The organism is Bradyrhizobium sp. DOA9 (genome assembly GCF_000617845.2).
GTDB lineage: Bacteria > Pseudomonadota > Alphaproteobacteria > Rhizobiales > Xanthobacteraceae > Bradyrhizobium.
In genome coordinates this window covers 3,466,604-3,479,422 of sequence record NZ_DF820425.1, presented here as the reverse complement: position 1 = coordinate 3,479,422, position 12,819 = coordinate 3,466,604, and the positions used below count along the sequence as shown (strand labels likewise).

General features: G+C 63.2%; 13 protein-coding genes. 5 read left to right on the top strand and 8 right to left on the bottom strand.

All coding sequences use genetic code 11. From position 1 onward, the window contains the following. Window positions 1–158: 158 nt before the first annotated feature. Entirely contained in the window at window positions 159–1,172 is a 1,014-nt protein-coding gene (locus BDOA9_RS36510) for an AraC family transcriptional regulator (RefSeq protein WP_025035000.1), read from the top strand. 60 nt (window positions 1,173–1,232) lie between these two features. Here BDOA9_RS36510 and BDOA9_RS16220 read toward each other — a convergent pair whose 3' ends face one another. The 3 genes from BDOA9_RS16220 to BDOA9_RS16215 form a co-directional block, all read right to left on the bottom strand. Further along, entirely contained in the window at window positions 1,233–2,462 is a 1,230-nt protein-coding gene (locus BDOA9_RS16220) for an acyl-CoA dehydrogenase family protein (protein ID WP_025034999.1), read from the bottom strand. Between the two features lie 218 nt (window positions 2,463–2,680). Next, the gene (locus BDOA9_RS40115) at window positions 2,681–2,839 is read right to left on the bottom strand and encodes a ketopantoate reductase C-terminal domain-containing protein (RefSeq protein ID WP_192859572.1); all 159 of its coding nucleotides are present in this window, start codon (window positions 2,837–2,839) and stop codon (window positions 2,681–2,683) included. 8 nt (window positions 2,840–2,847) lie between these two features. Beyond that, the gene (locus tag BDOA9_RS16215) at window positions 2,848–3,624 is read right to left on the bottom strand and encodes a ketopantoate reductase family protein (protein WP_052363090.1); all 777 of its coding nucleotides are present in this window, start codon (window positions 3,622–3,624) and stop codon (window positions 2,848–2,850) included. A gap of 388 nt (window positions 3,625–4,012) precedes the next feature. On the opposite strand from BDOA9_RS16215, the gene BDOA9_RS16210 reads away from it, so the two are divergent. After that, the gene (locus BDOA9_RS16210; protein WP_082847828.1) at window positions 4,013–4,753 is read left to right on the top strand and encodes a cyclase family protein; all 741 of its coding nucleotides are present in this window, start codon (window positions 4,013–4,015) and stop codon (window positions 4,751–4,753) included. A 67-nt stretch (window positions 4,754–4,820) separates the two neighbouring features. Here BDOA9_RS16210 and BDOA9_RS16205 read toward each other — a convergent pair whose 3' ends face one another. The 5 genes from BDOA9_RS16205 to BDOA9_RS16185 all read right to left on the bottom strand — a co-directional run bounded on the left by BDOA9_RS16205 (window position 4,821) and on the right by BDOA9_RS16185 (window position 9,734). Beyond that, window positions 4,821–6,032 carry an ABC transporter substrate-binding protein gene (locus tag BDOA9_RS16205; RefSeq protein WP_025034997.1) on the bottom strand — a complete coding sequence of 404 codons (1,212 nt, stop codon included), beginning with the start codon at window positions 6,030–6,032 and terminating at the stop codon, window positions 4,821–4,823. Window positions 6,033–6,155: 123 nt separating this feature from the next. After that, window positions 6,156–6,731 (bottom strand): HdeD family acid-resistance protein, encoded by a 576-nt coding sequence (locus tag BDOA9_RS16200; RefSeq protein WP_025034996.1) that lies wholly within the window; start codon window positions 6,729–6,731, stop codon window positions 6,156–6,158. A 155-nt stretch (window positions 6,732–6,886) separates the two neighbouring features. Then, a complete protein-coding gene (locus BDOA9_RS16195; protein WP_025034995.1) occupies window positions 6,887–7,783 on the bottom strand; it encodes an alpha/beta fold hydrolase in 897 nt (298 codons plus the stop codon). Between the two features lie 11 nt (window positions 7,784–7,794). After that, entirely contained in the window at window positions 7,795–8,622 is an 828-nt protein-coding gene (locus tag BDOA9_RS16190; RefSeq protein ID WP_025034994.1) for a hypothetical protein, read from the bottom strand. 212 nt (window positions 8,623–8,834) lie between these two features. Beyond that, window positions 8,835–9,734 (bottom strand): LysR family transcriptional regulator, encoded by a 900-nt coding sequence (locus BDOA9_RS16185; RefSeq protein WP_025034993.1) that lies wholly within the window; start codon window positions 9,732–9,734, stop codon window positions 8,835–8,837. Window positions 9,735–9,884: 150 nt separating this feature from the next. On the opposite strand from BDOA9_RS16185, the gene BDOA9_RS16180 reads away from it, so the two are divergent. Genes BDOA9_RS16180 through BDOA9_RS16170 form a run of 3 tightly spaced genes read left to right on the top strand, consistent with a single transcriptional unit; the run spans window position 9,885 to window position 12,809 of the window. Beyond that, entirely contained in the window at window positions 9,885–11,036 is a 1,152-nt protein-coding gene (locus BDOA9_RS16180) for an ABC transporter ATP-binding protein (protein ID WP_025034992.1), read from the top strand. Beyond that, on the top strand, window positions 11,029–11,976 hold the full coding sequence (locus BDOA9_RS16175) for a carbohydrate ABC transporter permease (RefSeq protein WP_025034991.1): 948 nt from the start codon (window positions 11,029–11,031) through the stop codon (window positions 11,974–11,976). Before BDOA9_RS16180 ends, BDOA9_RS16175 begins: the two co-directional genes overlap by 8 nt. Then, window positions 11,973–12,809 (top strand): carbohydrate ABC transporter permease, encoded by an 837-nt coding sequence (locus tag BDOA9_RS16170; RefSeq protein ID WP_025034990.1) that lies wholly within the window; start codon window positions 11,973–11,975, stop codon window positions 12,807–12,809. Before BDOA9_RS16175 ends, BDOA9_RS16170 begins: the two co-directional genes overlap by 4 nt. Window positions 12,810–12,819: the final 10 nt, after the last annotated feature.

The following is a 12,819-nucleotide window of genomic DNA, read 5'->3' as shown; positions in this document are numbered from 1 at the left end:
TCGCGCACTCTGAACACGCTCGACACGGCGAACAAGTGCATCCGGATTATATTGAATGACTTTAGGGACGTTCCGGCGACGGCAGAGCTGATCGAGCAGTCGGCTGCTCTAAGCTCCTTGATTGAAACGGCTCGCGATAAAGTCACCGCCTTGCGACCATGCCTCCTCTAGGCTCGATCGAAAAACTTCGAGATCAAACCGGCAAGCTCGATGCTGCTTGCGAACTGAGAGCATCATCGGTTCTTCGCATCGATCATTTCGAGAACATCGAGGAATTTCGCCCAACCGGCATTCTCGGCACCTCAAAGACCGTGGCGTTGGATCCTGCATCATCATCGATCAGTCGCGCGGCTCTGGCTTTGCCCGAATGCCGCGTGGTGCTGCAGCGATCTTTTGCCCGGGAATCCGAAGGCGATCTCGGCGCGGAAACCTGCGGCCTGGTTATCCCCATGTCGCGCGATCACTGTCACACCTTGAACGGGCAACTGGTTGGAAGCGATGGAATCGTCCTTCTGCGTGGAATTGTGTCATGTCGTGTGCGTGAACCGCTTCCCAACAGTTACGCGCTCGTGCGCATGAGTACGGCAATGCAGACGAGAGGATGGCCGGACTTCGAGCGAGGAATAGGTTTGTTCAGCGCCGATGCTCAGCGGATGCATGACCTTCAGCGCGTACTTTGGAATATCGCCCAGCGGGCCTCAGCCTGCCTGACCTCCGCGGACTTCGCGAGACAGGCGGCTGATATGCAGGAAACCCTCTACGCCGCATTTGACGACGTCCTGATCAAACCGGACGCCATACGCGCGCGCCCGAGATCGCACGATCGCCACCGCAAGTACGTCAGCCAGCTTGACGATCTGATCCGAGAGTCGCCGAACGCCTCGCTGTACAGCGAGGATCTGGCCCTTGCTCTTGGCACTTCCGTTCGAACGCTACAGACTGCCGTAGCGACGGTACATGGCATCTCGCTGCACAAGTACATACGCACAAGACGGCTTTGGATGGTTCGTTGTGAGTTGGCGAGGGGCTATCCGTCAACTAACGTGAAAGCGATCGCTGGCGCGCACGGGTTCTGGCACATGGGAGATTTCTCCCGATTCTACAAAGTTGAATTCGGTGAATTTCCCTCAGAGACACTCGTTCAAGCCCGAAGATACCGATCGTTTCGCTGATCCGGCGCATTGGCTCTTTATCTTTCCGACTAAGGTCGGCTGAGGCCGCGCCCCCCAACCCTACCCCATCACCCCGCCGCGCCGGATCAGCTCCTTGCCGACCGCGGCGAGGTGCACCTGGTCCGGGCCGTCGCCGATGCGGATGAAGCGGGCGTAGACGTAGGCGCGCGCGAGAAACGTGTCCTGCGACACGCCGGCGGCGCCATGGATCTGGATGGTGCGGTCGATGACGCGGGCGGCCATGCTGGGGACCACGATCTTGGCCGCGGCGATCAGATCGCGCGCGGCCTTGTTGCCGTCGCGGTCCATCTTGTCGGCGGCTTGCAAGGTGAGCAGGCGCGCCTGCGCGATCTCGCAGAACGAATTCGCGATATCCTCGCGCACCGAACCCTGCTCGGCGAGCGGCTTGCCGAAGGCGATGCGCGACACCGCGCGCTGGCACATCAATTCCAGCGCACGCTGGGCGCAGCCGATCAGGCGCATGCAGTGATGAATGCGGCCGGGGCCGAGCCGGCCTTGTGCGATCTCGAAGCCGCGGCCCTCGCCGAGCAGGATGTTCTCGGCGGGCACGCGGACGTTGTCGTAGACGATCTCGGGATGGCCGCCAGGTGCATCGTCATAGCCGTAGGTGAGCATGTCGCGGACGATGCGCACCCCGGGCGTATTTCGGGGCACCAGGATCATGGATTGCTGGCGATGGCGGTCGGGATGGTCGGGCGCGGTCTTGCCCATCACGATCAGGATCTCGCAATCCTCGTTCATCGCGCCCGAGGTGAACCATTTGCGGCCGTTGATGACGTAATCGTCCCCGTCGCGTCTGATCTCGCACTGGATGTTGGTGGCGTCGCTGGAGGCGACCTGCGGCTCCGTCATCGAGAAGCCGGAGCGGATGCGCCCCTCCAGCAGCGGCGTCAGCCAGCGCTCCTGCTGCGCCTTGGTGCCGTAATTTGCGAGCACCTCCATGTTGCCGACATCGGGGGCCGAGCAGTTGAAGACTTCGGGTGCCCAGAGGATGCGGCCCATGATCTCCTTCACCGGCGCGTATTCGAGGTTGGTGAGGCCAATGTTGTTCGGGTCTTGCCCGTGCTCGCCGGACAGGAACAGGTTCCAGAGCCCCTGCTCCCGCGCCAGCCGCTTCAGGTCCTGCAGCACAGGCGGCGTCTTGTAGCGCCCCGCCTCCGGCTTGACCTGCTCGTAATAGAGATCCTCGACCGGCTCGACATGGGTGCGCATGAACTGCCGGACGCGCGCCTGAAGCTCCAAAGAACGGGCGGAGTGCTGAAAGTCCATGATGGTCTCCTGTTCGCCGCGCTTGATGATGCCTCTTCCCCAAACCCCCGCCGAGGTCGCCGGAAACAGCTTCCAGCGACCTGCGTCGAGCGGCCCCTAGCCCGGCCTCTCGCCTCGTTGCGGTGGCTGCGGTGTGCTCCGCTGACCCCACGACGCGCGGCTGCCGCTCGCAAGAGACGGCCCAAACGAATTCGACTTCCAGCCGACGGCAGGGGGTGCTACCTCGAACGGACTCGGTTGATTTCGTAGGCTTGGAGATTGCAGCGAGCTGCCGTGAGAAGTGGAGCACTGACACCCAGTCGGACTGCGCGATCCGCCAGATCACCAATCGTATGCTCGCCTTCCGTCGGCTTACCATTTTCCATATCGATTAGCATCGAAGGCCCTAGGTCGATCCCGGTTGAGAAAACATGCCGCGCATCATCCCGGCCGTATCGGGAGCAGGTGGCGGAGCTGGCGGATATCCTGCCGCTGTAACAGCGCGTGTGCATTCCTCGATCACATTGGAAACGAACGATGGCCCGGAAGCCGATGCGGCAATCGCCCCCGCTCGGGACCGCGTCAAGGTTGCGACTGTAGCGCTGATCACAAAGCCGAAGAACTTGGCCCACATCATTGCAACGATGGTGTCGCTGATCTGAACGGGAATGCCGCCTGCTTCCAGCGCGGCTTTTATAGCCGCACAGCGGTCGGAAGAACGGCCGTCGAGTTCTCCAATGGCGTTGAGGTTGATCCGTATCTGGCTCTGCTGGATCGTGCCGTCCGGCATCAAGGCAGTATTGATGGTCGTCAGACCACCCAGCACGCGCGCCTGACCGAACCTCGCCGTCAGGACGTCGATATGCCGAACACCATTCAAAACGGGAAGGATCACGCTCCGGTCGGATATGGCCGGAGCCAGTGCGTCCATTGCACCGTCGAGATCGTAGGCCTTACAGCACAGCAGAATGACATCGTAAGTCCCGTCGAGTTGATCCTGCTGGACTGTCCTGACCTTCGTCCGGAGTTCGCCGCCGTCCTGTAGCTTTACGATCAGGCCGTCCTTCCCAAGTTGCTCGGCGCGTTTGGGCCGAACGAGAAAAGTAACGTCAGCGCCGCCCTTGACCAACATTCCGCCAAAATAGCCACCGAGGGCGCCCGCACCCAAAACCAGATACCGCATCTGCTTTCCCCCATGTACGTTTCGAGCATCAAAGCATGCCGGGGAACCTTTGGGCTAGAGGGCGATGACCATCGCCGGGCACGATCTCGGCTGCACAGAGACGGCTCGCAGTCGATCGGTCGTCACCGTGGACCTGCAGGTACGTGGAGGCCGTCAACCTGGTCAGAGGACACGCGACCCTCAATTACCGAAAACATCTGGTGCGAAAATTCGTTGTTGCAGTTGCAGGGCTCGCCAGAACGTCCGCTATACGCTGGCAGCAATTAGCTTCCGCATCGCAGCGAAATGACGCAAAGACCAACAGCGGAAGAACGAGCAAGACTGCGGAGACAATGTATTTTCAGGATAGCTGGAATATAGTGCTTTCTCTCAAACGGGGGGAATTTTGATGTGTGATGGGCCAAACACCAAAGGTCGCACCGGTTGGCGCGGATGGCTTGATCTTCCGTCAAGGGAGGCGCGACGGACCGACGCGAAGTGGATTGATCTTACTTACCCCTTTTCAAGCTCAGTGCCCCGCTCCGCGATGTTTGCCGCGCCGCAGTTTTCGTATTTTGCGCGAATGCCGGAGAAGCCTCTCAACATCACCTATATGGAAACCATCGTCCACATGGGCACCCACGTTGACGCACCAAGGCACTTTTATGCCGACGGTCCGAGCATGGACGAAATACCACTCGAACGTCTGATGGGTGAAGGCGCTGTCATTCGATTGGACAAGTCGATCAACGAAGAAATCGGCGTCGCTGATCTTGCCGCTGCTAGCCCAATGATAGAGCCCGGCGATATCGTCGCCATCGATACGGGCTGGAGCGCACGTTGGGGGACACCGGAATGGAACCAACACCCTTACCTTTCGCTCGAAGCTGCTCGATGGTTGGTGGACCGTAAAGTTAAGCTCGTCGCGGTTGATACTGCGACACCGGATCTTCCCTTTGATCTCCGTTCTGTGGATTTTTCATTTCCGGTACACTGTTTGCTTCTTAAGGACGGCGTGTTGATCTCGGAGCAAGTTGCCAACCTTCGGCAACTGGCTGGAAAACGGGTGGAGTTTCTTTTTTGTCCGCTTTCTATCGAAGGCTGCGACGGCGCCCCCGCCCGAGTGTTGGCTCGCGAACTCACAATGTGAACGTTCCGAACTAGCCAGGTCCGAGATGGTCAAAAGCACCGTTTGATCAGTCGTCGGGCGCTTCCCCTCACGTCCCGCGCAACAGCTCGCTCGCCACCACCCAGTCGTTGCCGTCGAACTGGAGCATGTAGCCGTCCTTGATCGGGCGGAAATCCTGCGGCGTGGTGTTGAGGGTGATGCCGGGCATCAGGAGCGACAGCGGCACGTTCTTCAGATTCGCGGCCTGCGCCATGATGTTCTCGCGCGTCAGATTGTCCTTGCATTGCTTCAGCAGCGCCACCAGCGCCTCCGCGACGGTGTAGCCATAGAGGCCGGCGACGTTGTTGATGTCGGCATTGGGCAGGCGCTTCTTCATGAAGTCGACATAGGCTGTCATCGCCGGATCGTCCTTCGGTGTCTCGACGAACGGCTTCAGCGCGCCGAGTGACAGCACGCCCTTGCCGGCCTCGAGGCCGGCTGGCGCCATCACCGTGGCCTTGTTGGCGCAGCCGGAGGCGAGGAAGCGCGTCGGCTGCCAGCCGACCTCGTGCGCCTTGCGAATCGCCTGCGCGCAGGCGCGCGGCGTCACCGAATAGATCATGAAGACGTCGGCCTTGGTATTGGCGAGCGTCAGCACCTGGGAATCGACGGTGGGGTCAGTGACCTCGAAGCTCGAGGCCATCGCGATCGCCTTGTCGGCCTCGGTGCCGAGCGCCTCCCTGACGCCGCGAAGATATTCCTTGCCGGCATCGTCGTTCTGGTAGAGCACCGCAAAGCGGGCATTCGGGTTCTTGGCGCGGGCATAGGCGACGTCGATCGCGGCCTCGCTGGTGTAGTTCGGCGCCCAGGGCAGCGCGATCGACCAGGGCATGTTGGCGGGATCGTTCCACTTCGAGGCCGAGCTGATCAGGAAGATCTGCGGCACCTTGTTGCTGTTGAGATATTTTGCGATCGCCGAGCTCGGCGCGGTGCCCATGGTGGCGAAGATGAAGGCGACGCCGTCGCCTTCGACGAGGCGGCGCGCGGCCTCCATGGTCTTGGGCGGCGAGAAGGCATCGTCGAGCGAGATCAGGTTGAGCTTGCGGCCGCCAACGCCGCCCTTCTCGTTGATCTCGTCGAAATAGGCCGCGATCACCCGTCCCGTGATGCTGAGCGGCGAAGCCGGGCCGCTATAGGGCATGGTGTTGCCGATCTTGATCTCGGTGTCGCTGACCCCGGGACCGTAGGATTTTTGCGCGGAGACAGGAGCGGACACGCAGGCGGCAGCCAGCGCTGCGGCCAGGGCCAGAGCGGCTTTCATGGTTTCTCCCCGATGATCATCGCCCGCGCGAGGCGACCCGCGCGGCGTGCTGCTTCTTGTCAGCACGTCAGCTCAGCGGAGATCTGAAAGAGGGTCTTGCGTCGAGTTGCTGATGGCGTCGCGCTAGCCGCGCCGCTTCAGGGCGAAGCCCAGGCTGATCCAGCCGGCGCCGGCCATGATCAGATCGATACCGAGGAACAGGCCGAGGATATAGACACTGTTCACCGGCCAGCGTGCCACGATCAAGAGGCCGAGCAGCAGCGTGACGGCGCCCGAGAGCGCGACCCACACCCACGGGCTCTCGCGCTTCATGCTGAAGGCGAGGAACAGCCGCACCGCGCCCGAGGCGATCAGCGAGGCGCCCAGGAACAACGTCAGCAGCACTGCCGCGAACAGCGGGTTCGCGAAGGTCAGGAAACCGGCGACGACATAGAGCATGCCGAGCAAGGCCCAGATCAGAAACTTGCCCCAGCTCTTCAGCTGGAATGCGCCGACGATCTCCGTCACGCCGGCGACGATCATCATGGCGCCGACCACGATCACGCTCGCCACCGTCGCCATCACCATGCTGCCGAGCGCGACGAAGCCGGCGATGAGATAGACGGCGCCGAGCGCGACGATCCAGCCCCATTTGGCGTGGAGCGAGGCGATGCCGGAGCCGAGGCTGGCATGGGCAGACGTATCGGAGGCACTGGTCATGGCGGCCACTCCTGCAAGCGAAGCCCGCGAGCCAATGCCAATGCTAGCAGGCACTGCACCGCGACGACAGCCAGCAAAGCACCCTTAGCTGCAGGAACATTGATGCAAATCAAGATTGGATGCGGCCGCTTGCTCGCGCCCGGCTCTTCGCAACGTCAGGCGGGTTCCGCCGCCTTTCGGACGTCGATCACGGCCTGCGCCCATTCGGTGGGCCGCTCCTGCGGCAGGTTGTGACCGGCATCGGTGAAGACGCGCCGTTCGAAGAATGCTTCGAACTTGCGCGCGTGGTGGGCGGTGCCGGGATTGACGCCGTCGCTGTCGCCGTCGATCGCAATCGTCGGGACACGGATCGGGGGCTGCGCGGCGAGCTTTGCCTCGATCGCCGCATAGGCGGGATCGCCCGCCACCAGCGCATAGCGGTGACGGTAGGAGTGGATCACCACGTCGACGAAGTCAGGATTGTCGAACGACAAAGCGCTGGTCTCGAACGTCGCGTCGTCGAAGATCCATTTCGGCGACCACATCGTCCAGAGCTGACGGGCAAAGCCGCGGCGGTTGCGCTCCAGTGCGCGGCGGCCGCGCTCGTTGTGGAAGAGATATTGATACCAGAGCGCCGCCTCCTCCGGCGGCGAGGCCGGCTCCATGGCGAGGGCGATGTTCTGGATGTTGTAGGAATTGCCGGAGACGAGGCCGATCACGCGCTCCGGATGGAGCGCCGAGACCACGCAGGCCGCGCGCCCGCCCCAATCATAGCCGCCGACGATTGCGCGCTCGATACCAAGCGCATCCATGAAGGCCAGGAGATCGGCACCTAACGCCGCCTGCTCGCCGGAGCGCAGCGTCTCGGGATAACGAAACCGCGTCAGTCCGTAGCCGCGCAGCCAGGGCACCAGCACGCGTGCGCCGGCCTCGGCGATGACAGGCGCGGTCTCGGCATAGGCGTTGACGTCATAGGGAAAGCCGTGCCCCATGATGCAGGGCCAGCCGTCCGGCGCACCGTATTCGCGATAAGCAATGTCGAGAATATCAGTGGTGACGGTGTTTTGTTGCATGCATGCCGTGGCTATTTCTGCGGCCCGGACAGCGAGATGTCGCGCTCGGCGCGGAACACGTTGCTGTAGAGGTTGGCAATCCATTGCCGGCCGATCTCGGTCTTGTTGAGATAGCCGATCTCGGTCTGGATGTGCGGTGCGACGCTGTTCCAATAGAATTGCGGGTAGCGGTTCACGATGTCGGCGGGCGAGTCGTAACCGAGCTGGCGGTTGATGCCGACCTCCTCGAACTCGTAATAGAGCGCGTTGGCCTTGCGCAGATAGTTGGGATCGCCGAGCTGGCCGATGAAGTCGGCGGCGCGCAGGATCGAGGCATCGACGTCATACTCCTGGCCTTCCTGGGCCGGAAAGCGCGTTCCCTCGATCGCCCGGGCGATGCGTTCAGGATCGAGACCGGGAATGTGCTGCAGCCGCCGCGAGACATAGAGCTTCGAGCGATCGACGTGATACATCATCAGGCTGGCATCCGACGCACCGCGCGGCAACGAGATCTTGGTGTCGGCGGCGTCGATGACGAAACCGTCGATGTCGTCCTCTTCAAACAGGCCGCGAACATAGCCGATATCGTGCGCGAGGCAGGCGATCAGAACATGGACGTAGTCCTCGGCCGTCAGGTGGGTATGGAGATTTCGGCCACTGAGGATCGAATGGCCCGCCAGCGTCACCAGCATCGTATGTTCGATATTATGGTAAAGCGCGTCGCTGTTACCGATGCATTCCATTGCGGTGCGGGTTGCGCTCTCGACCATGCTTGCAGCGGTCTCGCCGTACCGACGCCGCATGAACGTACCCAGCAGCTTCTCCAGGGATTCAGCCGCCAGTCTGGGTAAGGTCATCATGGATGCAGCCCCGTCCGCCGCTGGTATCCCATGCCATCTCCCGAGGTCTCATTCTTGTCCCTCGACGCGGCGGGAAGCATAGCCCATCTTGGGCCGGGTCACCAAACGTCGGGGGACGAAAATAGGTAAATTCCTCGACGTCCCGCTGCGCAACATCAAGGTTGCCGTCACAGTTCAGCACAACCAAAAGCAGCCGGCAAGCGACCGCCCGCTCAGGGGGCGGCCAGAATATCGGCGCCGTCGGACGAGCGCGAGAGGCTTCTGGCGAGATAGAACAGCTCGACCAGCTTGCCGCGCTTGCCCGTCAGCGAGAAGATGTATTCGGGCGACTCCGCCTCGATCTCCGCGATCGCCACCTTCGCGATGCGATCGATGCGGCTCGAGCCGTGCTCCCAGACAAAGCCGACACCGAGACGGTTGGCTACGGCCTCCAGCATGCCCTCGCGCGTATTGACGATGATCGCCGGACTGGCGCGCAAATTGACGGCGCGAAACGCCCTGTCCACGGCGCGCTGCGTCGCGGAATCCCGGGTCCGGAACACCAGCGGATATTGCATGAGGCCGGCGATGGACACGCGCGACTGGCGGCTGAGGTCGTGAACGGGATGGCAGATCGCAACGACGCGCTGCTGCACGCAGGGCTCGCGCCGGAAGCGGTTGTCCTGCGGCACCTCCGGCAATACGGCGACATCGACGCGCTGGTCGACCACCGCGGCCATGATCGCCGACCAGCTGCCGATCTCGATGTTGATCTGGATCTTCGGATAGAGATTGCGGAACGCCGCAATCAACGCCATGCCCGGCATGGCGTTGCCGAGCCCGATGCGAAGCTCGCCCCCCGTGAGCTCGTCGCGCTGTTGCAGGATGGCGAGCGCATCCGCCTCGACCGCCTGCATGCGGCTCGTCGCGGCATAGAGCCGCCGGCACAGCGACGTCGCGATCAGGGTCTGGCCGTGCCGGTCGAACAGCGCCACCCCGAACTCGGCCTCCAGATCGCGCACGAGCTGCGCCACGGCCGGCTGCGACACCCCGAGCCGCCTTGCCGCCGCGGCAAAGCTGCCGGTCTCGAACACCGCATTGACCGCCCGGACGCGCGACGACGTCAACGCCACGACAACAACCCCAGATCGATATTCCCCGTCGGACCGGGCGAAAGCAAAACCTGGGATGACCATAAGCAAGGCCATTGACCGTTATGTGAATGTCAGACGCGCTTCCTACTCCTGATGCGCCGCACACGGACCAGCAGGGGATCAGCGCGCATGGCGCAAATCGAACTTTCCGCAATCCGCAAGTCCTTTGACGGCAACGACGTCCTGAAGGGCATCGATTTCCGCATCGCCGACGGCGAGTTCATCTCGCTGGTCGGCCCGTCCGGCTGCGGCAAGTCGACCCTGCTTCGCATCATTGCCGGGCTGGAGCCGCAAAATTCCGGCGAGGTCCACATCGACGGCCGTCCCGTGGACGGCATTCGCCCGAGCGCGCGCAACCTCGCGATGGTCTTCCAATCCTATGCGCTTTATCCGCATTTGAGCACCTTCGACAACATCGCGGTGCCGCTGCGGATGCGGCGCCTCTCGGCGATCGAACGGCTGCCGCTGCTCGGTGCTCTGCTGCCGGGCCGGCGCGCCAAGGAACGGCACATCCGCGCCGACATCGAAGGCATCGCCGAGCAGCTCGACATCGCACCCTTGCTGCGGCGCAAGCCCGGACAATTGTCCGGCGGACAGCGGCAACGCGTGGCGGTCGGACGCGCCATGGTGCGCGAGCCGCTCGCCTTCCTGTTCGACGAACCGCTCTCCAATCTCGACGCGAAGCTGCGCGTCCACATGCGGGCGGAGCTCGCCGAGCTGCACCGCCGCCTCAAGGCGACGTTCGTCTACGTCACGCACGACCAGGCCGAGGCGATGACGATGTCGAGCCGGATCGCGGTCATGATGGGCGGTGAGCTGATCCAGGCCGGGACGCCGGCCGAGATCTACCACGAGCCCGGCGACATCCGCGTTGCCGAATTCATCGGCAGCCCCAAGATCAACGTCCTCCCCGGCCGGATCCGCAAGGACGGCGGCGTCGATGTGCCGGGGACCGCCTTGAAACTTACGTGTAATGCGGCGGCCGGCGATTGTCGCATCGGGGTCCGCCCGGAGCGGATCGAGCTCGGCACGGGGCCGTTCTCCGGAACCGTCATCCACCTGGAGAATCTCGGCGCCGAGGCCTTCGTGCATCTCGCGGTCGAGGGCACCGGGTCGCGCCTGATCGCGCGGCTCGCGGACGTCAGGCATCTGCCGGCGATGGCAAGCTCCGTCGCCTTCGGTTTCGCACCGGACGCGGTGCGGCTGTTCGATCCGGCCGGGAAACGGATCGAGCTCCGCCTGGAGCAGGCCGAACGCATCCGTGAGCCCGCCCATGTCTGAGGGCTCCATGACGATCGGGGCGACTGTTGCTCCCGCGGGCGCGACGAGGCGCGCGGTGCCGGCGCATGGCAGCCGACGGACCTATGCCGCCTACGCGCTGGTGACGCCGGCCGCCGCGCTGATGGTGATCATGCTGCTCGGCCCGCTCGCCGGCGTGATCGCCCTCTCCTTCAGCGACTATCAGCTCGGCGCGCCGCATTTCTCCTGGATCGGGCTCGCCAATTACCAGGACCTGTTCGCCGACAAGGTGTTCTGGACCGCGCTGCGCAACACGCTGACTTACGTCGTGATCGTGGTGCCCGGCGCCGTGATCGCGGGCCTTGCGATCGCGCTTCTGATCCAGAGCGGCACCAGCCTGCGCAGCCTCTACCGGACCATCTATTTCCTGCCCGTGATGGCGACCCTGATCGCGATGGCGGTGGTGTGGGAGTTCATGCTGCACCCGCAATTCGGCCTGGTGAACGGGCTGCTCCGCGGCGCCGGCCTGCCGGCCTTTGCCTGGCTGCAGGACCGCAGCACCGCGCTCTATGCGCTGTGCGCGATCGGGATCTGGCAGGCGGTCGGCTTCAACATGGTGCTGTTTCTCGCCGGCCTCGTCTCCATTCCCAAGCAGCTGTACGAAGCGGCCGAAATCGACGGCGCCTCGAGCGGCTGGGCGCGCTTTCGCCTCGTGACCTGGCCGATGCTGGGACCGGTCACGACCTTCGTCGTCGTGATCTCCGGCATCCGCTCGTTCCAGGTGTTCGACACCGTGCACGTCTTGACCAAGGGCGGCCCGTCGAAATCGACCGAGGTCCTGATCCACACCATGTACACCGAAGGCTTCGAGTTCTTCCGCTCGGGCTACGCCGCGGCGATCACCGTGGTGTTCCTGGTCTTCGTTCTCGCTCTCACGCTGATCAAATCGAGGCTCGCCGATCGCGGCGTGCATTACACATGAGCAACGCACATCCGATCCCGTTCCGTGCGATCCTGCGTCACGTGCTGCTGATCGCCGGTGCCGCGGTCATGCTGGCGCCCTTCATCTGGATGATCTCGACCGCGTCCAAGCCGCAGACCGAGATCTTCTCCAGCGAATTGCATCTGATCCCCTACCGGTTCGCGCTTGCCGAGAACCTGCGCGAGGCCTTCGCCAAGGCCAACCTGCTGCGCTTCCTGCTCAACGGAATCATCGTCACGGTCTCGATCTTCGTGCTGCAGGTGATGGTGGCGCTGCCGGCGGCCTATGCGCTCGCAAAACTTCGCTTTTTCGGCCGCGAGACGCTGTTTGCGCTGGTGCTGTTCGGGATCCTGATTCCGCCGCAGGCGACCGCGGTCCCCGTCTTCCTGCTGCTGCACAAGGCCGGCCTGCTCGACAGCTATGCCGCGCTGGTGCTGCCCTTCACCATCTCGGTGTTCGGCATCTTCCTGATGCGCCAGTTCTTCAAGACCGTGCCCGACGATCTCGTCGACGCCGCGCGCATGGACGGCATCTCCGAATTCGGCATCGTCTGGCGGGTGATGCTGCCGGCCGCGATTCCCGCCGTGACCGCCTTCGGCATCTTCTCCGTGGTCGCGCATTGGAACGACTATTTCTGGCCGCTGATCGTGCTCAACAGCGAGCACCTGCGCACGCCGCCGCTCGCGGTCGCCCATTTCCGCAACAGCGAGGCCGGCACCAGCTACGGCCCGCTGATGGCGGCGGCGATGGTGATCATCGCGCCGCTCGTCATCGCTTTCCTCTTTGCCCAGCGCCGTTTCATCGAGGGCATCACCCTGACCGGGATCAAGTAACCACGTCACC

Bases quoted from the DNA above. Each gene is read 5' to 3' on its own strand.
- BDOA9_RS36510 (WP_025035000.1), top strand. From the start codon at position 159: ATGCCTCCTCTAGGCTCGATCGAAAAACTTCGAGATCAAACCGGCAAG.
- BDOA9_RS16220 (WP_025034999.1), bottom strand. From the start codon at position 2,462: ATGGACTTTCAGCACTCCGCCCGTTCTTTGGAGCTTCAGGCGCGCGTC.
- BDOA9_RS40115 (WP_192859572.1), bottom strand. From the start codon at position 2,839: ATGCTAATCGATATGGAAAATGGTAAGCCGACGGAAGGCGAGCATACG.
- BDOA9_RS16215 (WP_052363090.1), bottom strand. From the start codon at position 3,624: ATGCGGTATCTGGTTTTGGGTGCGGGCGCCCTCGGTGGCTATTTTGGC.
- BDOA9_RS16210 (WP_082847828.1), top strand. From the start codon at position 4,013: ATGTGTGATGGGCCAAACACCAAAGGTCGCACCGGTTGGCGCGGATGG.
- BDOA9_RS16205 (WP_025034997.1), bottom strand. From the start codon at position 6,032: ATGAAAGCCGCTCTGGCCCTGGCCGCAGCGCTGGCTGCCGCCTGCGTG.
- BDOA9_RS16200 (WP_025034996.1), bottom strand. From the start codon at position 6,731: ATGACCAGTGCCTCCGATACGTCTGCCCATGCCAGCCTCGGCTCCGGC.
- BDOA9_RS16195 (WP_025034995.1), bottom strand. From the start codon at position 7,783: ATGCAACAAAACACCGTCACCACTGATATTCTCGACATTGCTTATCGC.
- BDOA9_RS16190 (WP_025034994.1), bottom strand. From the start codon at position 8,622: ATGATGACCTTACCCAGACTGGCGGCTGAATCCCTGGAGAAGCTGCTG.
- BDOA9_RS16180 (WP_025034992.1), top strand. From the start codon at position 9,885: ATGGCGCAAATCGAACTTTCCGCAATCCGCAAGTCCTTTGACGGCAAC.
- BDOA9_RS16175 (WP_025034991.1), top strand. From the start codon at position 11,029: ATGTCTGAGGGCTCCATGACGATCGGGGCGACTGTTGCTCCCGCGGGC.
- BDOA9_RS16170 (WP_025034990.1), top strand. From the start codon at position 11,973: ATGAGCAACGCACATCCGATCCCGTTCCGTGCGATCCTGCGTCACGTG.